At 44.2% G+C, this 18,963-nt stretch carries 16 protein-coding genes; 3 read left to right on the top strand and 13 right to left on the bottom strand.

The window, feature by feature from the left end; genetic code table 11:
* Positions 1-10: 10 nt before the first annotated feature.
* On the bottom strand, positions 11-820 hold the full coding sequence (locus IC612_RS08545) for a M48 family metallopeptidase (protein ID WP_194739767.1): 810 nt from the start codon (positions 818-820) through the stop codon (positions 11-13).
* A gap of 119 nt (positions 821-939) precedes the next feature.
* Here IC612_RS08545 and IC612_RS08540 point away from each other — a divergent pair, with 119 nt between their 5' ends.
* Positions 940-1,467, top strand: coding sequence for a DUF4251 domain-containing protein (locus tag IC612_RS08540; protein ID WP_194739766.1), 528 nt, complete (start codon positions 940-942; stop codon positions 1,465-1,467).
* On the opposite strand, the gene meaB is transcribed toward IC612_RS08540, so the two are convergent.
* On the bottom strand, positions 1,450-2,430 hold the full coding sequence (gene meaB, locus IC612_RS08535) for a methylmalonyl Co-A mutase-associated GTPase MeaB (RefSeq protein ID WP_194739765.1): 981 nt from the start codon (positions 2,428-2,430) through the stop codon (positions 1,450-1,452). The two genes, IC612_RS08540 and meaB, sit on opposite strands and share 18 nt — an antisense overlap.
* A gap of 10 nt (positions 2,431-2,440) precedes the next feature.
* Positions 2,441-3,400: an enolase C-terminal domain-like protein gene (locus tag IC612_RS08530; protein WP_194739764.1), complete on the bottom strand. Its 960-nt coding sequence runs from the start codon at positions 3,398-3,400 to the stop codon at positions 2,441-2,443.
* A gap of 102 nt (positions 3,401-3,502) precedes the next feature.
* On the opposite strand from IC612_RS08530, the gene IC612_RS08525 reads away from it, so the two are divergent.
* Positions 3,503-3,775, top strand: a complete 273-nt coding sequence (locus IC612_RS08525; protein WP_194739763.1) for a c-type cytochrome — start codon at positions 3,503-3,505, stop codon at positions 3,773-3,775.
* Between the two features lie 53 nt (positions 3,776-3,828).
* Here IC612_RS08525 and scpA read toward each other — a convergent pair whose 3' ends face one another.
* The 6 genes from scpA to IC612_RS08495 form a co-directional block, all read right to left on the bottom strand.
* Positions 3,829-5,949, bottom strand: coding sequence for a methylmalonyl-CoA mutase (gene scpA / locus IC612_RS08520; RefSeq protein ID WP_194739762.1), 2,121 nt, complete (start codon positions 5,947-5,949; stop codon positions 3,829-3,831).
* Positions 5,950-6,169: 220 nt separating this feature from the next.
* Complete coding sequence (locus IC612_RS08515) at positions 6,170-6,466, bottom strand: hypothetical protein (RefSeq protein WP_194739761.1); 297 nt, start codon at positions 6,464-6,466, stop codon at positions 6,170-6,172.
* Positions 6,467-6,512: 46 nt separating this feature from the next.
* Positions 6,513-7,598, bottom strand: a complete 1,086-nt coding sequence (gene prfA, locus IC612_RS08510) for a peptide chain release factor 1 (protein WP_194739760.1) — start codon at positions 7,596-7,598, stop codon at positions 6,513-6,515.
* 132 nt (positions 7,599-7,730) lie between these two features.
* Positions 7,731-9,998, bottom strand: coding sequence for an inorganic phosphate transporter (locus IC612_RS08505; protein ID WP_194739759.1), 2,268 nt, complete (start codon positions 9,996-9,998; stop codon positions 7,731-7,733).
* Positions 9,999-10,154: 156 nt separating this feature from the next.
* Positions 10,155-10,427: a hypothetical protein gene (locus IC612_RS08500; protein WP_194739758.1), complete on the bottom strand. Its 273-nt coding sequence runs from the start codon at positions 10,425-10,427 to the stop codon at positions 10,155-10,157.
* Between the two features lie 72 nt (positions 10,428-10,499).
* The gene (locus IC612_RS08495) at positions 10,500-12,113 is read right to left on the bottom strand and encodes a fumarate hydratase (RefSeq protein WP_194739757.1); all 1,614 of its coding nucleotides are present in this window, start codon (positions 12,111-12,113) and stop codon (positions 10,500-10,502) included.
* A 122-nt stretch (positions 12,114-12,235) separates the two neighbouring features.
* On the opposite strand from IC612_RS08495, the gene fumC reads away from it, so the two are divergent.
* Positions 12,236-13,618 (top strand): class II fumarate hydratase, encoded by a 1,383-nt coding sequence (fumC, locus tag IC612_RS08490; RefSeq protein ID WP_194739756.1) that lies wholly within the window; start codon positions 12,236-12,238, stop codon positions 13,616-13,618.
* Here the strand turns inward: fumC and IC612_RS08485 are convergent.
* From IC612_RS08485 to coaBC, 4 genes are all read right to left on the bottom strand, one after another.
* On the bottom strand, positions 13,560-14,336 hold the full coding sequence (locus IC612_RS08485; protein WP_194739755.1) for an ABC transporter ATP-binding protein: 777 nt from the start codon (positions 14,334-14,336) through the stop codon (positions 13,560-13,562). The genes fumC and IC612_RS08485 overlap by 59 nt on opposite strands.
* Positions 14,333-15,802 (bottom strand): DUF5687 family protein, encoded by a 1,470-nt coding sequence (locus tag IC612_RS08480; protein WP_194739754.1) that lies wholly within the window; start codon positions 15,800-15,802, stop codon positions 14,333-14,335. Before IC612_RS08480 ends, IC612_RS08485 begins: the two co-directional genes overlap by 4 nt.
* A 41-nt stretch (positions 15,803-15,843) precedes the next feature.
* Positions 15,844-17,502 carry a DNA repair protein RecN gene (locus IC612_RS08475; protein ID WP_194739753.1) on the bottom strand — a complete coding sequence of 553 codons (1,659 nt, stop codon included), beginning with the start codon at positions 17,500-17,502 and terminating at the stop codon, positions 15,844-15,846.
* A gap of 65 nt (positions 17,503-17,567) precedes the next feature.
* Complete coding sequence (gene coaBC, locus IC612_RS08470; RefSeq protein ID WP_194739752.1) at positions 17,568-18,764, bottom strand: bifunctional phosphopantothenoylcysteine decarboxylase/phosphopantothenate--cysteine ligase CoaBC; 1,197 nt, start codon at positions 18,762-18,764, stop codon at positions 17,568-17,570.
* Positions 18,765-18,963 lie beyond the last annotated feature (199 nt).

The following is an 18,963-nucleotide window of genomic DNA, read 5'->3' as shown; positions in this document are numbered from 1 at the left end:
TAGGTAGCTCTTAAATTTTACCACCCGCTGCTTTATAGTACTCAAGAGCTTTTGGTAGATTTCTCTCAATTTGGGTTCTTCGGTTATCAGGACTTGGGTGGCTTGATAGGAACTCAGGCGGACGGTTGGTAGAAGTACTCATTGTTTCCATCCGGTGCCAAAACGGTTGTGCTCCCCGCGGATCATAACCAGCCATTCCCATTAAATAAAGTCCCATTTCGTCTGCTTCAAGTTCTTGCTTACGACCGTATTTCAATAAAGCAACTTGAGCTCCGAGCGGGTATACTTGAGAAAAGACCTGAGCCCACTGGCCGCTGGAGATAGTGCTTCCCAATATTGCACCACCATACTGGGCAATCATCGCTTGAGAAATTCTCTCATTTCCATGACCTGCAAGCGCATGCGATATTTCGTGTCCAAGAACTACTGCTAGGCCATTTTCGTTCTGTGTTATAGGTAAAATACCTGTATACACCGCCACTTTACCGCCTGGCATACACCATGCATTGGCTGCTTTATCTTCCAGAAGATTGTATTCCCAGGCAAATTCTGAAAGATCTTCAGACCTTCCTATGGTTTTGTAATAATTAATGGCGGCATTCTGTAACCGAACACCTACTGTACGCACCTGATTTGCAGCAGTGGTACCTTTTACAACCTTGGATTGTGCTAATGCTTGATCATACTGCTGGTCCGCCATTGCTGCGATCTGTTGATCGTTTGCAATCTGTACAGAACGTCTACCTGTAATTGGATTCGTGGAACACGCCACCATTGTGGCAGCACCTATCCATATACCCAAAATTTTAATTATTTTCATAAGAATTATTTATTTAATGTTATGCAGCCATAAACAATTTTTATTCCATTTGTACTGCAGTAAATATTCTTGTAGATTTTAGCATAAATTTTGTAACTATATCGATAAATACTACAAGAATGAAAAACATCTATATTTTATCCGTCCTAGTGAGCTTTTTGCTTTTTGGTTGCACCACTCAAAATACGCTGGACAAAGCCACGGTAGAGCGATTAATTTCGGAGCAAGCATTCACGTTCCATGCGCGAAAAGCGCTACCTATGAATTACGATGTGGTAAATGCTGCAAATTCTCTTCCAGGAGGCTACGCACGACTTCTGGATTTAGATCCGGGTTATACGCTGCAAATCAGTAGAAAGAACCTGTCCGCACAACTACCCTATTTTGGCAGAAGTTATTCCGGGACTTTTAACCGGGACCAGCAAGGACATTATTTTGATTCGAAATCCTACTCCTACAATGTGAAAAACAGCAGTAAGAGCACTACAATTACGATGCAACCGAATGACATTTCCAATATTCAACGCATATTCCTCGATGTGTACCCTAACGGCAGAGCTTACTTATCTATTGATGCAGTGGACCGACAACCTATCTCCTATGAAGGCTATATAACAGCAGTAGAAAAATCACAGGTCCCTAAATAATTCCTCTACAAATCTCCGTGCCTGCGAACTTGGGTTAGTAAGCATAGAGGATGCCTTTGCACGCTGTTTATCGAAGTTTTCAGAAAGAGCATTGCTTTGTTTTGCTTTATCAATAATTAAATTATTGACCCAAAACTCAAAACGATCCTCTGCCTGTCTTTTTCTATGCTCATAAAAGAATCCCTCATCTTTTTTATGGGAAGAAAACTCTTCCACAGATTTCCAAACGTTTAAAACATCTTTCTCATTTAAGGCGGATCCAAGTAAAACAGGTACCTTCCAGGTGTTCTCTCTTCTTAAAAACTGCAGTGCATGAATGAGTTCTGCTCTTGCCTTTCTTGCAGCCTGCAGATTTGATTCTTGCACTTTATTAATAAAGATAATATCCACCATTTCCATTATCCCTTTTTTAATTCCCTGCAGCTCATCGCCCGCTCCTATCAAACTTATTAACAAAAACACGTCGCACATCTGTGATACCATCACTTCGCTTTGCCCAACGCCAACGGTTTCAATAAGTACTATGTCGTATCCTGCCGCTTCACAGAGAAGCATAGTTTCAAAAGTGGCATTGGCTACACCGCCCAGAAACCCAGAAGTAGGTGATGGCCTTATAAAGGCCTTTTCTTCTCTGCTTAGCAATTCCATCCTGGTCTTATCTCCAAGAAGGGAACCTTTGTTGATATTGGAACTGGGATCAACAGCCAGTACTGCAACCTTATGGCCCTTTTGGATTGCACTCATCCCAAACTGTTCAATAAAGGTACTTTTACCGGCGCCCGGTACCCCTGTTATCCCTATGCGCAAAGAATTACCAGCGCGGGGCGCTATTTTATCTAGTAGTTGATCTGCCAGAACGCGGTGCGTAGGGTGTACACTTTCTATTAGAGTTATGCCCCGTGCAAGCGAACGCCTATCCCCCTTTAAAATACCATGATATAACTGCTCAATTGAAAATTCCATACTATTCAAATTATAATAGTCCAATACCAAGCCCAGGCTTAGTGCTTATACTGATAAGCCCTTCCTGCACTGTGCTTCCATAGGCATAATCATTCGCAATAAGGTTTGCGCCATCCAGATCTGCATAATCACAAAGGGGCGCCAGGACTGCGGCCGCAGAGATTCCCACAGTGGATTCTGTCATACAGCCAATCATAACTTTAAGACCCAATTGCTTTGCTTGCTGAATTTTTAAAAGTGCAGGTGTGAGTCCGCCTACTTTCAGTAATTTAATATTAATGCCGTCGTACGATTCAGCGATCTGCTTTAAGTCACTGGCTTCTTGAAATGCTTCATCCGCTATAACGGGCAGGGTAGTTCTCTGCCTTCTTTTGGGGCGCTCGGTAGCAGGTACCGGCTGCTCTATATACTGCAATGCAGCGCACCAAGTACTATCCAGCAGTTCTGCATATTGTTTTCTATTAAGACTTCCATTAAAATCAATGGCAAACTTTTTTTGAATAAGCCCGCAGTCCCTTAAGAGATTTTCATACTCCCTGTCGCACTTGAATTTGATAAAATTCCATGCACTTTGGTTTGCCTGCTGTAGTTGGGTTTTAGAGTCTGTCACACCAATGGTAAAGCTCGATTGAAGCGGTGTGGACCGGGGTATATTATTTAATTCAGAAAACAATTTACCCATGCTTTTACCGTAATAGTCCCAACAGGCGCAGTCCACAGCGGAGCGGACAAAACTATGAATAGGTAAAGAGCACAAATACGCATAGATTTCCATGGGATGGACCGAAACTAGATCTTTTAGATACCCCGCTACAAGTTCCAACTCTAGGCATAGATCTTGTAATTGGAGACCGTAGTAATCAATAACTACTAATTCTCCGTACCCATGATGCCTCTGGTCTGTCACAGTGACCGTGATGGCTGAACGCTCTGTGTAGGATCCGTGCGCAAGTACAAATGCGCTTCGCATATAAAGGGTATTGATCTTGTATTTAAGTGCTAGCAAAACGTAGTACGCAAAGGTTTTTAATTATTAAAAATAAGCTAAATTTAAAGCAACTATACAATTACTATGAAAAAACTATTTATTATTCCTGCAGTTCTACTACTGGTAGGATCCTGCACGCAAAAAGGAACACCCGGAACCAAGATGTCTGAGTCCCAAAGATTAGCGGAAGGAAAGACTATTTTTGAAAATTCTTGTGGAAAATGCCATGATTTACCCGATCCAAAAGCACACAATGATACCGAGTGGATAGGTATCGTCAATGCTATGGCGCCTAAAGCAAAACTATCTTCTGAGCAGGGCGCTCTGGTTTACGATTACATCACCTCAGTAAACTAATTATTTTGCCTCGTATTCTATAGCCTCCTCTGTATAGGGGAGGCTTTTTTTATTCAGTTTTGCAGCAGTTTCTTTAAAATTGAGCACGCGGAAGCAGCCAGATTGGTGCCGGGTCCAAATATAAAATGCGCTCCCTGCTGGTATAATTTTCCGTAGTCCTGTTTGGGTATCACCCCGCCTACCACAATTAGTATATCATCGGCTCCCAGAGAGCGTAATGCCTCTACCACTTGGGGTACGAGCGTGTTATGACCGGCAGCCAGCGATGAAATCCCTAACACATGAACGTCGTTTTCAATCGCTTGCTTTGCAACCTCCTCCGGGGTTTGAAAAAGGGGTGCAACATCTACATCAAAGCCCATATCCGCAAACGAAGTGGCAACCACTTTTGCCCCGCGGTCGTGTCCGTCCTGACCCATCTTGGCTACCATGATTCTTGGTCTTCGGCCATTTTGTTCAAAGAACTTATTGGATAATTTCAGCGCTTCATTGAATTTCTGATTCTCTTTTGCATTCATAGCATATACCCCTTCTATTGTACGTACGTTCGCTTTAAATCTCCCAAATACTTCTTCCAATGCATCGCTAATCTCCCCCAAGGTAGCGCGCTTGCGGGCAGCTTCAATGGTAAGCTCCAACAAATTACCCTCTCCATCTCTAGCACACCTACTCAGCGCTCGAAGGGCATTCGTTACCTGCGCTTGGTTACGGTTTTCTTTTATCTGCTTTAGGCGCTCCAGCTGCTTGTGACGCACTGTTGTATTGTCTATTGCGAGTATTTCCATTTCCTGCTGCGCAAGTCTGGTTTTGAAAGCATTTACCCCTACAATAAATTCCTCCCCGTTGTCGATCTTGGCCTGTTTTATTGCCGCCGCCTCTTCGATGCGCATTTTTGGAATGCCGGCTTCAATGGCCTTGGTCATTCCTCCTTCCCGTTCCACTTCTTCTATATATTCTCTGGCTTTTAGAATCATTTCCTCCGTTAGGGATTCCACCAGGTAGCTACCTGCTGTAGGGTCCACAACCTGACACACCCCTGTCTCCTTTTGAAGTATGAGCTGTGTATTGCGGGCGATCTTTGCGGAGTGGTCCGTGGGAAGTGCTATGGCCTCATCTAAGGCATTGGTATGAAGCGACTGGGCGCCTCCCAGGACTGCTGCCATAGCTTCAATAGCTGTCCTGGTAACATTATTTAGCGGCTCCTGTTCTGTCAAGCTCCAGCCGGAGGTCTGACAATGCGTACGAAGGGCAAGCGATTTTGGATTGGACGGTTTAAACTGGGCCATTAATTCAGCCCATAAAACTCTTGCTGCACGTAATTTGGCTATTTCCATCATATGGTTCATACCAATGGCCCAAAAAAACGACAAACGTGGTGCGAAACTGTCGATATCCATACCTGCTTTAATTCCCGTGCGTACATACTCCAGCCCATCTGCAAGGGTATAAGCCATTTCCAGTACCGGGGTAGCTCCTGCTTCCTGCATGTGGTACCCTGAAATAGAAATAGAATTGAACTTGGGAATATTCCTTGAGGTGTAGGAAAAGATGTCTGCTATGATCTTCATGGAGGGCTCAGGGGGATAGATATAGGTATTGCGCACCATGAACTCTTTGAGAATATCATTTTGAATCGTTCCGGACAGTTTTGACTGGTCAACACCCTGTTCCTCGGCGGCAACTATATAGAATGCCAGTATTGGAAGAACAGCGCCGTTCATTGTCATAGAAACAGAGATTTGATCTAAAGGAATCTGATCGAAGAGAATCTTCATATCTTCAACCGAATCAATGGCCACTCCCGCTTTTCCCACATCCCCCACAACTCTGGGATGATCGGAGTCGTACCCTCTATGCGTTGCTAAGTCAAATGCGACAGACAACCCCTTCTGCCCAGCCGCTAGATTTCTGCGGTAAAAGGCATTGGATTCTTCTGCCGTGGAAAACCCTGCGTATTGGCGTATCGTCCAAGGTTTTTGAACGTACATAGTGGGATACGGACCGCGTAAAAAGGGTGCGCTTCCCGGAACGGCTCCTTCCAGGTGCGCAAATTTCTCTTTCCGTACATACCGGGATTGTAACTGCAAGCCATCTTTCTCAAACATATAAGGCTGAGGCATTGAAAATGAATGCGAAAAATTCGGCCGGCGGTTTACAATTTCTTTTCGTTTCATAATTAAGAATTCTTCTCTACATATCCCTGTGAACATAGTGTTATAATACGTGAGCGCTCTGCAGTGTACCAACGTATTGCATTAATAGTAGGGATTCACATTGCGGCTTTCTTCTGGCCAGTAGGATTTGTATGCGATTCAAATTTAAGGAAAAATGGCGTTGGAGTACTAACAAAAAAACCCATAGAACTATCTATGGGCTCGTTATAAATAATATTACCTACTTGTTTATGTTTCCGTCACCGTCGGTGGCTTCCTGTGCATTTTCTTCCAGATTCTCCGCACCCTTTTTTAGTTTTTGCCCTGCGGTTTCCAGTGCCTCACCGGCCTGACCGGCTGCATCCTTGACCCCTTCTTCTATGTTTTCCGCCGTAGAATCAATTTTTTCTTTATCAAAGCCAACGGTCTCGATTTTGGTTGTACCTCCCTCATCGTTCTTAACCGTAGTGGTTTTTTTCTCGCAAGCGGTTAGCAGAAATAGTGCGCTTGCACTGACTAGTACTAGAGAATTTTTCATATTTTATTTACATTTTTTGTAAAAAATCAGCAAAATTCACACCATCTTAATAGTTTTCTTCCTCCCCCTTCATTTTTTCTGCATTCTCCGCCATTATAACGGCATCAATCATTTCTTGGATATCGCCATTCATATACGCATCCAAATTATACACGGATTTGTTTATACGGTGGTCTGTGACTCTTCCTTGCGGATAGTTGTACGTCTTAATTTTAGCCGACCGGTCCCCGGTGGAAACCATGGATTTTCTTTGGGCGGCCACATCACCCTGTACTTTTTGAAGTTCAATATCGTACAGTTTGGCCCGAAGCATCTCCATGGCGAGCTCTCTGTTTGCAAGCTGAGAACGCGCCTGCTGGCATACTACGACCAGCCCAGAAGGTTTGTGGGTAAGCTGCACTTTGGTTTCTACTTTGTTCACATTCTGACCGCCTGCACCCCCGGACCGTGAGGTCTGCATCTCGATATCGGCAGGGTTGATTTCCACATCCACTTCTTCGGCTTCCGGAAGTACCGCCACTGTAATAGCAGAAGTATGCACCCTACCCTGGCTTTCGGTTTCCGGCACCCTCTGCACCCGATGCACACCCGACTCAAACTTCATAATACCGTAAACACCTTCGCCTTCCACCTTCATAATCAATTCCTTATACCCTTTTGCCGCTTCATTGGAATCCGTTATCTCGTGACGCCATCCTTTATTCTTAAAGTACATAGCGTACATCCGGTAAATATCTTCCACAAAGATCGCTGCCTCATCGCCCCCCGTTCCTGCCCGAAGTTCTACAATAACATTTTTATCGTCTGCTGGATCCTTTGGAATAAGCAAAACCTTTAATTCTTCTTCCAAACCAGGAAGTTTCTCCTGTGCCTCAGTTTTTTCCATTTTTGCCAAATCCACCAAATCCCGGTCCGAGCCGTCTGCGATAATTTCTTCGGATTCTGCGATGGTGTCCAATGCGGATTTATAGGAATCGTACACTCGTACGATTTTTCCCAGGTCGCTGTATTCTTTATTCAGCTGAGAATACCTTTTCTGATCGTTGATTACATCCGGTTGTATAATAAGGTCTGCAACCTCATTATACCGTTGTTTTATGGCTTCAAGTTTTGGAACTAAAGACTTTGACATATGATTTTTTTTCTGCCTGCAAAGATAGGTAATCTTAGCAGAATAGTTTGTTTGGCAAAACACTTGGTATTTTACTCAATTAAAAAAAAAAGCCACTCCTGAATGAAGTGGCCCGGTACATTACCTTATAACTTACTCTCCTTGAAGTGCCGAGGGATTCATTCTGGTTTCGTACAGTTTAACGAACATTTTGGAAATACGCATAAGTACCGCTTGGATATCGCGACTCTGTAGGAATACATTGGTTTGTAAAATACCCTCCTTGGTGCTTGGTTTGGCTCTGTTGATATTACTGATCTGGAAGTCCAGCTTTTCATTAATGAAACTTCGCACCTGGTCCCTTTCCGTTCTAATGGATTCGATGTCTTCGTCTGCCGTTTGCTCGAGTGATACTAAAACCAAATTAAAAAAATGATTCATTTTGCGGTCCAACATTTTTAAATCACTTAAAAATTCCTGATCACTGATCACATGAAGATTCTTAATATAAAAGAGGGCCTCATCACTAAGGAATTTCGTAGACTGCGCCAAATCCTGGATGAAGTCACTACTTAATATGATGGCCTGTGCGGTCTGTTTATCATTCGTAGAAAGTGTTTTAATGTATTTGATACTTTGACTGCGCACATTATAACCGTGTTGCTCCAAATCGATTAAAGCCCGGTTTGCAGACTCGAGCTTTACGATATCCCCACCGATTAGACCTTCAAGGATAAGGTTGTAATTCGTAGCAATTTCAGAAACTGTGGAACTTACCAGAGACTGGTATTTCTGCACGGTATTCATATCTCCGTTGGCCAAAATTTTAAGCCGGTCTTTGGTTTTCTTACTTTCCTTTTCCTTTTTATTGAAGCGCAAGTGTGAGACAATTAGAAAAGCAAACACAATTGCAATTAATATGTAGGTTGCAGTCTCCCCTCCTTTGTAAAGAATTAGCGCGAAGAGTGCTGAAACAGTAAAGGCAATAAATGCAGTTACAAACCAACCGCCAATAACAGAAAGAACTCCAGCTACTCGGTACACGGCACTGTCTCTTCCCCAAGCCTTATCGGCTAAAGAACTTCCCATGGCCACCATAAAAGTGACATAGGTAGTAGAGAGCGGCAGTTTTTCCGAAGTTGCCCATGCTATGATTGAGGAGGCTATAACCAGGTTTGTGGTAGCGCGAACCAAATCGAAAGAAGGCGTGTCGTGCGTTTCGGTAGCTTCCTTTATTTTTTTCTTCTCGAAGCTGTTCTCGTAGCGTTTTATAACCGATCGCGGAATCAATATGCCAAAAGCCTTACTGAACATCAGCGAGGAGTTTACTATGCTTCGGGAGATGGCATTGGCTTTGAACCGTTCATCCCCTTCGTCCTGGCGTCCTAGGTTAACTTCCGTCTCGGTTACTTTCTTTGCTTTGGCACTGAGCCAAATCGTAAGGCCCATTATAATCCCAGAGATAAGAAGCATGTAGTTGGGAACTATAACATCGTTTCCAGCAAGATAATCCATGTAGTATTCGCCGGCCGGAACTCCAGAGGCCGCCCAGTTCTGGTACGCAAGGAGGCCGGTAATCGGAACCCCTACAAAGTTGACCAAATCGTTTCCTGCAAATGCCATTGCCAAGGAGAAGGTACCTGCAAGAACCACTATCTTTAAAGGATTCACTTTAAGTACTTTCTGCACAATAAATAGAATTAATGTACAGACAACTGCTAAGGATGCAAGTATTAGCCAGGTATTCTCCCCAATCCATGCGTTGGTGTCTTTATCAATCAAGGTGGTGCCTTTTAATCCTTTAATTAAAAGAAAATAGACAATGGATGTAATACCTACACCTGAAAAGACGGCACCGTAGCGCGCTAGTTTATCTTCAAACTGAAAAGTAAAAAGCAGGCGGCACAGGTACTGAATAACCGCTCCCGCTGTAAAGGCAATAAGGACCGAGAGAAAGATTCCCGATACGATATTATTGGTGCTTTCAAAATTAATATACTTCCAAATTTCATTTATCCCTTCATTCTTAGATATTGTAAAGAGGATACCTGCCATAAAGGATGCACCTAACAATTCGAAGATAATAGAAACGGTAGTTGAGGTAGGCAGACCCAAACTATTAAATACATCAAGAAGGATGATGTCTGTCAGCATCACTGCCAGAAACACAATAAGTATGACTTCAAAGCTGAAATGCTGCGGATAAAAAATACCCTTTCGGGCGATTTCCATTATTCCACTGGAGAAAACGGATCCAATTACAACCCCTGCAATGGCAATTATAATAATAGTACGGTAGGAGGCCACCCGGGAACCTATGGCCGAATTAAGAAAGTTAACTGCGTCGTTACTTACGCCGACAATTAAATCCAGGGCTGCAAACAGCAGCAATGCTCCCACAATAAAAATGTAAAAATCCATCAAAGGCAATTTGCTGCAAAATTACAAACCTTGAAGTAGAGTACCCCTCAATGTTAACAAAAATTAATGAAAAAAAATCGGCGCAAATTGCGCCGATTCCTATATATAATTTTGCTGGGAGAAGACTGCAGTAAATGCGCAGTACTTCTACATCATTTAGTGATGTCCGTGATGGATGAAAGGACCTTCTCCTTTCGGATTGCTGTAAATAACCTCTGCTCCTTGTTCGGGCAGCGTTTTTCTACGAATCTCTTCCGGATCAAAAGGTTTGGTTTTTCCAAAATATTCTGCAAGTCCCTGGGTTAGCCACATAGGGATAACCACTCCGAAGAACATGAAGATACACCAGAATCCTACAAGAAACATGATTAGGAAAAACATAAACCACAGAAACTGGTAGAAAGGCCACAATTCTAATATCGTCAGCATATTATGAGATTTTGAGCAAAAATAAGGTATTTTTTGTTTTCCACGAAATTTTGTAGTTGAATTTTAAGAGTTCTAGTGTCCCTTAGAAATGGATTCAAAGAAATCATTCCCCTTGTCGTCCGTAATAATAAAGGCTGGAAAATCCTTCACCTCAATTTTACGTACGGCTTCCATTCCCAGCTCAGGAAAATCTACCACTTCCACGGAGAGAATATTTTCTTTTGCCAGAATAGCAGCCGGCCCACCAACCGAGCCCAAGTAGAATCCACCGTAGGTGCCACATGCCGTGGTAACGGCTTTACTGCGGTTACCTTTTGCCAGCATTATCATACTGCCTCCGGCCTTTTGAAATTCATCTACGTATACATCCATGCGGCCTGCAGTAGTAGGTCCAAAGCTTCCCGATGGCATACCTTGCGGCGTTTTGGCCGGCCCTGCGTAGTAAATGGGATGGTTCTTAAAATATTCAGGCATAGCCTCTCCCCGGTCAAGCAGCTCTTTGATTTTGGCATGCGCAATGTCCCGTGCAACGATAAGGGTACCGCTGAGTTTGAGGCGTGTCTTGATGGGATACTTTGAAAGTTCCGCCCTAACTTCGTCCATAGGACGATTCAGATCGATTTCAACTGCCTTTTCAAGATGCGGAGGTGTTGCAGGCAAAAAGCGCTCCGGATTACTTTCCAGTGCTTCCAGGAAGACTCCCTCTTTTGTAATCATTCCTTTTATGTTTCGGTCCGCAGAGCACGACACCCCCATGCCTACAGGGCAGCTAGCCGCATGACGCGGCAGACGGATAACACGTACATCATGCGTCAAGTACTTTCCACCAAACTGCGCTCCTATGGCACTCCTTTGGCAGATTTCCTGTATTTTCTTCTCCCACTCCAGATCTCTGAACGCCTGCCCTCCCTCATTTCCCTGGGTAGGTAGATGATCGTAGTACCCTGCGCTTGCCTTTTTCACGGCAGCAAGATTAGCTTCTGCCGACGTTCCTCCTATAACAATAGCCAAATGGTACGGTGGACACGCTGCCGTTCCCAGGTCCATAATCGCAGAGCTCACAAATTCACTAAGCGATTTCTCGTTTAAAAGCGACTTGGTTTTCTGATAAAGAAAGGTCTTGTTGGCCGAACCCCCTCCTTTTGCGAGGAATAAAAATTTGTAGGCTGCGCCTTGTGTTGCATAAATATCTATTTGGGCAGGTAGATTACTCCCTGAATTTTTCTCTTCAAACATGGTAAGGGGAACAATCTGTGAATAGCGCAGATTCTTTTCCTGATAGGTATTGTAAATTCCCTTTGAGATCCACTCTGCATCATTCACGCCTGTATATACATTCTCTCCTTTTTGGGCCACACAAATTGCTGTTCCTGTATCCTGACAGGAAGGTAGAGCTCCTTTTACCGCAACTGCGGCATTTTGGAGAAGGTTGTATGCTACAAAACGATCGTTATCAGTAGCTTCCGGATCGTCAATTATTTTCCGAAGTTTTTCCAAGTGCGAGGAGCGAAGTAAAAACGAGACATCAGAGAGCGCATGCTGAGCAAGGAGCTCCAGGGCTTGGGGTTCCACGCGCAGAATCTCTCTATCGCCCTGCTTTTCTACATGTACATATTCACTGCTTAATAGTTTATAAACCGTCTCGTCTTTAGTAATAGGATAAGGATCTTGGTACAAAAATTCCATTGGTATATTTTATGCTGTAAATTTACTGATTAAAACCCAAAATAGGGACGATTGGCTTGCTCATGAGCAATATCATAGTAAGTAAAAGGCCTAAAGAATTAACAGCAGCAAAACATACGACCATGGACTACAGAATTGAGAGGGATACAATGGGTGAAGTTAAGGTGCCCAAAAATGCGTATTGGGGGGCACAAACAGAGCGCTCACGTTCCAACTTTAAGATCGGCGAGCCCTCGTCAATGCCCCGTGAGCTTATTTCCGCCTTCGCTGTTATCAAAAAAGCCGCCGCATTTACAAACTGTGCGCTGGGCGTCCTTTCGCCTGCTAAGCGGGATTGGATTGCGCAGGTATGCGATGAGATAACCGCGGGAGAACACTGGAGTGAATTTCCCCTAGTACTATGGCAAACAGGCAGTGGAACCCAAACCAATATGAATGTCAATGAGGTGATTTCCAACCGTGCTGCGGTTTTAAGCGGAGGAACCTTAGGAGAAAGTTCACCGATCCATCCCAATGACGATGTGAACAAATCCCAAAGTTCTAATGATACGTTCCCTACGGCCATGCATATTGCGGCAGTAGAACTTCTTGAGAACGCTTTGCTGCCCCATCTGAATCTATTAATTGCATCCTTTAAAGACAAAGAAGAAGAGTTTAAAACAGTAGTGAAGATCGGAAGGACCCATATGATGGATGCCACTCCGCTTACTTTCGGACAGGAATTCTCGGGTTATACCGCGCAGCTCAGCAATGCAAGGCAGTCCATTGAGCGAAGCCTTCCGCATTTGAAACAGTTGGCGCTTGGGGGCACTGCGGTGGGCACCGGCCTAAACACACCGGAGGGGTACGCACCATTGGTAGCTAAATACATATCCGAATTTACCAATACCGAATTCTCAACCGCGGAAAATAAATTTGAGGCGTTGGCATCCCACGATGCGCTGGTAGCCTCCCATGGTGCATTAAAGCAACTCGCTGTTGCACTTTATAAGATAGGACAGGACTTGCGCCTGCTTGCCTCCGGGCCGCGCTCGGGAATTGGAGAGATATTGCTTCCTGAAAACGAACCCGGTTCATCCATCATGCCCGGCAAAGTTAATCCCACCCAAATCGAGGCCTTAACTATGGTATGCGCGCAAGTGCTGGGGAATGATACTACCATTTCCTTTGCCGGCACCCAGGGTAATTTTGAGCTGAATGTGTTTAAGCCTGTGGTAGCTTATAATTTTTTACAGTCTGCACGTCTGCTTTCCGATGTATGTACTTCGTTTAGAATACATTGCATAGAGGGTTTGAGACTCAATGAGCCGCGTATTTCGGAGCTATTGGAGAGATCCCTTATGCTCGTTACCGCTTTAAACCCGCATATTGGGTATGAAAATGCAGCTAAAATTGCAAAAGCGGCGCACGCCAACGGAACCACATTAAAAGAAGAAGCCGTCCGACTTAATCTTGTACGGCCAGAGGACTTTGACCGCTGGGTGGATCCTGAGCAAATGGTTTAGCTTCGTTTTCTTGATCCGCCATATCACCGGCAAAAAACTGCTCCAACTCTTTTAGCGTTTCCGGACTGGTTGCAATATCTTTAAGGATGGATCCTTTATGCAAGAGTACAATTCGGTTACTTACCTCGGTCGTATGCGCTAAATCATGACTGGATATCAAAAAGGTCACCTGATGGTCCGATGTCCACTTTTTTATCAGCGCTTTTAGTTTTATCTGTGTGGTAGGGTCTAAATTTGCAAAAGGCTCATCTAAGATAATTACTTCGGGCTTCCCAATCAGAGCGCCTACAATACCGACCTTTTTCTGGTTCCCTTTCGATAAGTCCCTAATATATTTTTTTGACTGAAGAATCTCCCCGTTAAAAAAATCATTGAATTGCTGCAGAAACTGATCTACCCACTGCCGGTTAAAGCCGCGCAGTTCCCCGATAAAATAAAAGTATTCCTCCGGGGTTAAGTATCCTATCAAAAAACTGTCGTCAATGAAGGAGGACACTTTCTCTTTCCATTTCTCGTTGGACTGCACTGCACTGCCTTCAATGGTTACACTTCCCGTGCTGGGCTCAATCAAATCCAGAAGTAAGGAGAATAGCGTGGTTTTTCCTGCTCCGTTGTTACCCACCAGACCAAAGCTTTCCCCTTTGGTAACTGTCAGTTGGGGAATATTCAGTACTGTTTTATCTCCGTAGCTCTTTGACAAATTTGCGATTTCTATCATCCTGACACTTTTTTAAATGATTCCAGCGTTGAATATTTTTCTACGCGATACACTTTCACAATAAAATTAAATATATACTCTCTTAGGGAAAATCCAATAAGTCCCAGCACCCCTAAAGAGGCAACGGCCGCCATTTGACCGAAGAAATGCTTAATGAGTGCGTACACCACCATAGGAAGGACCAGTTGCGGAATGGTTAAAAGCATGGTCTTAAGATTGAAGCTGTTCTTGCCCCCAAAGGATTTTGCGCTTGAATTAAGGTCTACGGGACTCTTGTTATAGGCGCCGGCAAGGAGGGTCACATAGGAATTAACTCCCAGATTATACAGGCCCGCAGCAAGTATAGTCAGCCAAACTTCCCAGCCAAAATAAAGATAGACCGTAGAGAGAACGAGCGAAAGTGCAATTCCTATAACAATGAGGGTCCACTTGGCAATAAGGTATTTTTTATACGGCACATTCTGGGTCATCATAAGTGAGTAGTAGGAACTGTCCCAGGAAGGCACCCTTTGACCGAACATCATCATAAAACCTCCGCTTACAAAAATACCTGCAAAGAGCTTCATAAAATCGGTTTCGTATGCACTGTTAAAGAACAGCAGACCATAGAATAGAAAAAAGAAACTGGCTACTAGAGCAGAACGTGCTGCTTTGCTGCGCATCAGAAGTCGGATATCGTTATTTAAAAACGTACCCATTACTCCAAAGCGGTTTAAAAAGGTTATATTCTGCGAGCGGGCTTCTACTTTTTTCAGCTCCAGACCCCGATCCAGGTAAAAGTTCTGCCGTATCGCCTGGAAAGCAAAATAGGCCGTAACTCCGGTTAGAAAAACAGGAATAAACACACTTACAGGGACCTGATAGAACCACATAAAAGCGGCCTCCGAAAACGTGCTCAGGGAAAGCATTCCGTAGTACTCCAGGGCACCTAGGACTATAAACACTGCCGCAAGAGAATACAGCACGGCGTTTTTGCCGTTTAACAAGATATTTGTGAAGTTGCTAATATAGAACGTAAAAAGAATGGCAATAGTCCAGAGAACCACTTTGTAAGCGGAATAATTTCCGTCGATAACAAGTAATACTGCAAATGGAATCAAAAAGAGTAAATACCCCCAATTAAAGAAGTGCGCAAACGTCTTTACAATAGTATATTTAACCAGCGTGGACTTCCTTATGTTAAGCGTCAGAAACGGCTTAATATTCTGGGTGGGCATGGGTTGCAAGAAGTACCGTATCAGAAGGTCCGCAACCCAATAGTATAGGAAGAAGCTGCAAAAGAATACGAGGGGATCACCATCCAATTTATCCTTCACAAAATAATATAATAGGAACGGCAGGGATAAAAATACTAGAGAAAAATACAGCATCCCAAAGGCTGCAAGAATTTTCATTGCCAGATTCGCTCCAAATTGTGGATTTCTAAAGAAGCTTTTAACCTCAAGCCTAAGTAGTTTAAGATACATGGTTTGGATTTACTTCATTAGTAGTCTTTGCGCCAGGAAAGTTACATGGGCGTACTTATTAACGCTTTGGCCTGCTCCATCGCTGCCGCTGTCACTGTGGCACCCGACAGGAGCTGGGCAATTTCCTGCAACTTCTCCTCTGCATTGAGGGGAATTATAGTGGTTGTGGTCCGCTCGGCACCTTGAAGTTTCACCACCTTATAATTGTGGTCTCCTTTTGCCGCAACCTGGGCCAGGTGTGTAATAACAACAAGTTGCATTTGCTGGGCCATTTCGCGCATCAGCACTCCCATTTCCTCTGCAATCTTTCCCGACACACCCGTATCGATCTCATCCAGAATAAGGGTCGGGAGAAAGGCGCTTTCGGCAAGAATATATTTAATAGCCAGCATGACCCGGGAGCGCTCTCCGCCGGAGACCGCCTCCTGGATTGGCCGAAGATCAAAACCGGCATTGGCTTGGAACAGGATTTCTATTTTATCCTGGCCGTAGATACCAAGCTGCGGAAGTGGAGTCAGCTGCATTTGGATTTTTGCCTTTTCGAGGCCTAAACGGCTTAAAATTTTTTCCAGACGGGCCGAGACCTTTTCTGCCGCCTTGCTTCGGAAAGCAGACAGCTGCGCTGCGCTTTTTTCAAGCGCAGGCTGCATCTTATTACTTTCGAGCTCAAGCGCTGCTATCTCTTCCTGAAGCTGCAATATTTGCTCCTGTCCTCTGCCCAAGGAATCTCTCAGTGCAATGAGCTCCGAGATTTCCGATGCTTTGTGCTTTTGCAGAAGAAAATGAATTCGGTCTATACGCTCCTCCAAAGCCTGTTTTGCACTGGGATCTACATGTATTTCTTCGGATTTGTTCTGGAGTTCAAAAACGATGTCTTTGAATTCCAGAAAATTCTGCTCAAACCGCTCGTAGAGTTCTGTGAACTCGTGGGAAAGCTCAGCCACTTTACTTAGTTTCACTCTCAGCTCGCCCATACCGTCCAGGATTCCTGCTCCTTCCATGTCGATTCGTTGGAAGGCTTCCGATAACAGTTCTACGATTTGTGTGGCGTGTTGCTGCGTGGCGTATTTCTGTTTAAGGTCTTCCCAATCGGTTGTTTCAAGTTCCGCCTGACTTAGCTCATTAAATAAATGCAGCTGAAAATCTTCCTGCAGTTGTAGACTTTGTAGCTCCTGTAGCTTTTCCTGTTTTCTTTTTCGGGCTGATTCCATTTCCCGGAACAGAATTTGGTAGTTGTCCCGCAAGTCCCTACTACCGGCAACCGAATCCAAAATTGCAAACTGAAACTCCTGGGTAAACAAATCAGAAGTCTGGAACTGCGAATGTATGTCGATAAGCTGGGAGGATACCGCTTTTAGTAGATCGAGAGTAACGGGAGAATCATTAATAAAGGCGCGTGATTTTCCATTAGTACCTATTTCTCTTCTTAAATACGCAGTGGAATCAAAATCCAATTGATGCTTTTCGAATAAGTCTCTGTAAAAATCCGTAAGATGGAACTCGGCCTCGACAATGCATTTTTTCTCCGGATCGGCCATCATCTTAAGATCCGCACGTTCTCCCCGTAAAAGACGCAGTGCGCCCAGAATAATTGACTTTCCTGCGCCGGTCTCACCGGTTATTACCTGCAGTCCTTCCTGCAGGTCGATATTCAGATGGTCAATCAGTGCAAAATTCTGTATGAAGATTTTTTTAAGCATGCTGCAAAAATAACAATGAATGCAATTGCATTTCTATTTAATATGGGATACTAAGTCAGGTGGCGTTACGGGATATAGTGCGACTCAATAAAATCAAATATATCGGCGGCCACTTCGCTTTTGCTTTTTAAAGAAAACTCGGCTACTGCGGTCCTTGTAATAAGGGTGACTTTATTGGTGTCGTGCTGAAATCCTGCGCCCGAGTCCTTTAGGGAATTAAGGACTATCAGATCCAGATTCTTCTTTTCGAGTTTTACCTTCGCATTGTGCATCTCCTCGGTGGTTTCGAGCGCAAATCCCACCAGAAACTGCTTCTTTTTTCGCTCGCCCCACGTTTTGAGAATGTCGGGATTTTTAACCAGGGAAATCGTTAAATTCTCTTCACTCTTCTTTATTTTTTCTTCGGAGACGGTTTCAGGCCGGTAGTCCGCGACGGCAGCACTTGCAATGGCGATATCCATTTCGTCGTAATAAAGAAGTGTTTCCTGAAGCATTTGCTGGGCCGTAGTAACTTTCTTTACTACAATATTGGGATGGGTAAGCTCTAGATTTGTGGGTCCACTTACCAGAGTGACCTGCGCCCCTAATGCCGCTGCCCTCCGTGCTAAAGCATAGCCCATCTTACCGGACGAGTGGTTCCCGATAAAGCGCACGGGATCGAGCGGTTCAAAAGTAGGTCCGGCGGTAATGAGTATCTTTTTGCCTTTAAAAAAATGAGAACCTACACCAAGGAGGTAGTCCTCAATATAGTCTAAGATCACTTGCGGTGAAGCTAACCGGCCTTCCCCTACCAAACCGCTGGCGAGTTCTCCGTATTCAGCAGGTATGATGACATTACCGTACTCCTGCGCCATCTCCAGGTTCCATTTTGTGGAAGGGTGCCCATACATGTCCAGATCCATAGCCGGAGCAATGAGCACGGGACATTTCGCGGATAAATAAACTGCTAATGCAAGATTGTCGCATTGGCCGTGGACCATTTTTGAAAGGGTATTCGCGGTACAGGGGGCCACAACAATAAGATCGGCCCAAAGAGCAAGATCCACATGATTATTCCAAACTTCCTCTTTAGTGAAAAATTCACTAAGCACCGGTCGGCCGGAGAGGGTAGAGAGCGTTAAAACGCTCACAAAATCGCGCGCCCCTGGAGTAAGTACTATCTGAACCTGGGCGCCACTTCGTACCAGATCCCTAACCACCTGGTACATTTTATAGGCTGCAATGCCTCCCGTGATGATCAGTAAAATCTTTTTCTCTTGCATTGGATATAATGTATGCGATTATACTCAGGCAATTTACACAATTCTATTTTTCTATTAAGCGGCCAGGCAAATAAAAAAGAGGCTGTCCCCATAACTAAAATGAGGACAGTCTTTTGTTTTTAGCCAATTGGGGTTAAAAAAGTAGATTTTGGGTTTTTAGCCCAAGCAGAAGGACGGTTTATGCCGTCCTTTTCTTGAT

This window comes from Planobacterium oryzisoli, assembly GCF_015354315.1.
GTDB classification, from domain to species: domain Bacteria; phylum Bacteroidota; class Bacteroidia; order Flavobacteriales; family Weeksellaceae; genus Planobacterium_A; species Planobacterium_A oryzisoli.
Note: the sequence above shows the minus strand (reverse complement) of the source record. Positions and strands in the feature narration are given on the sequence as shown.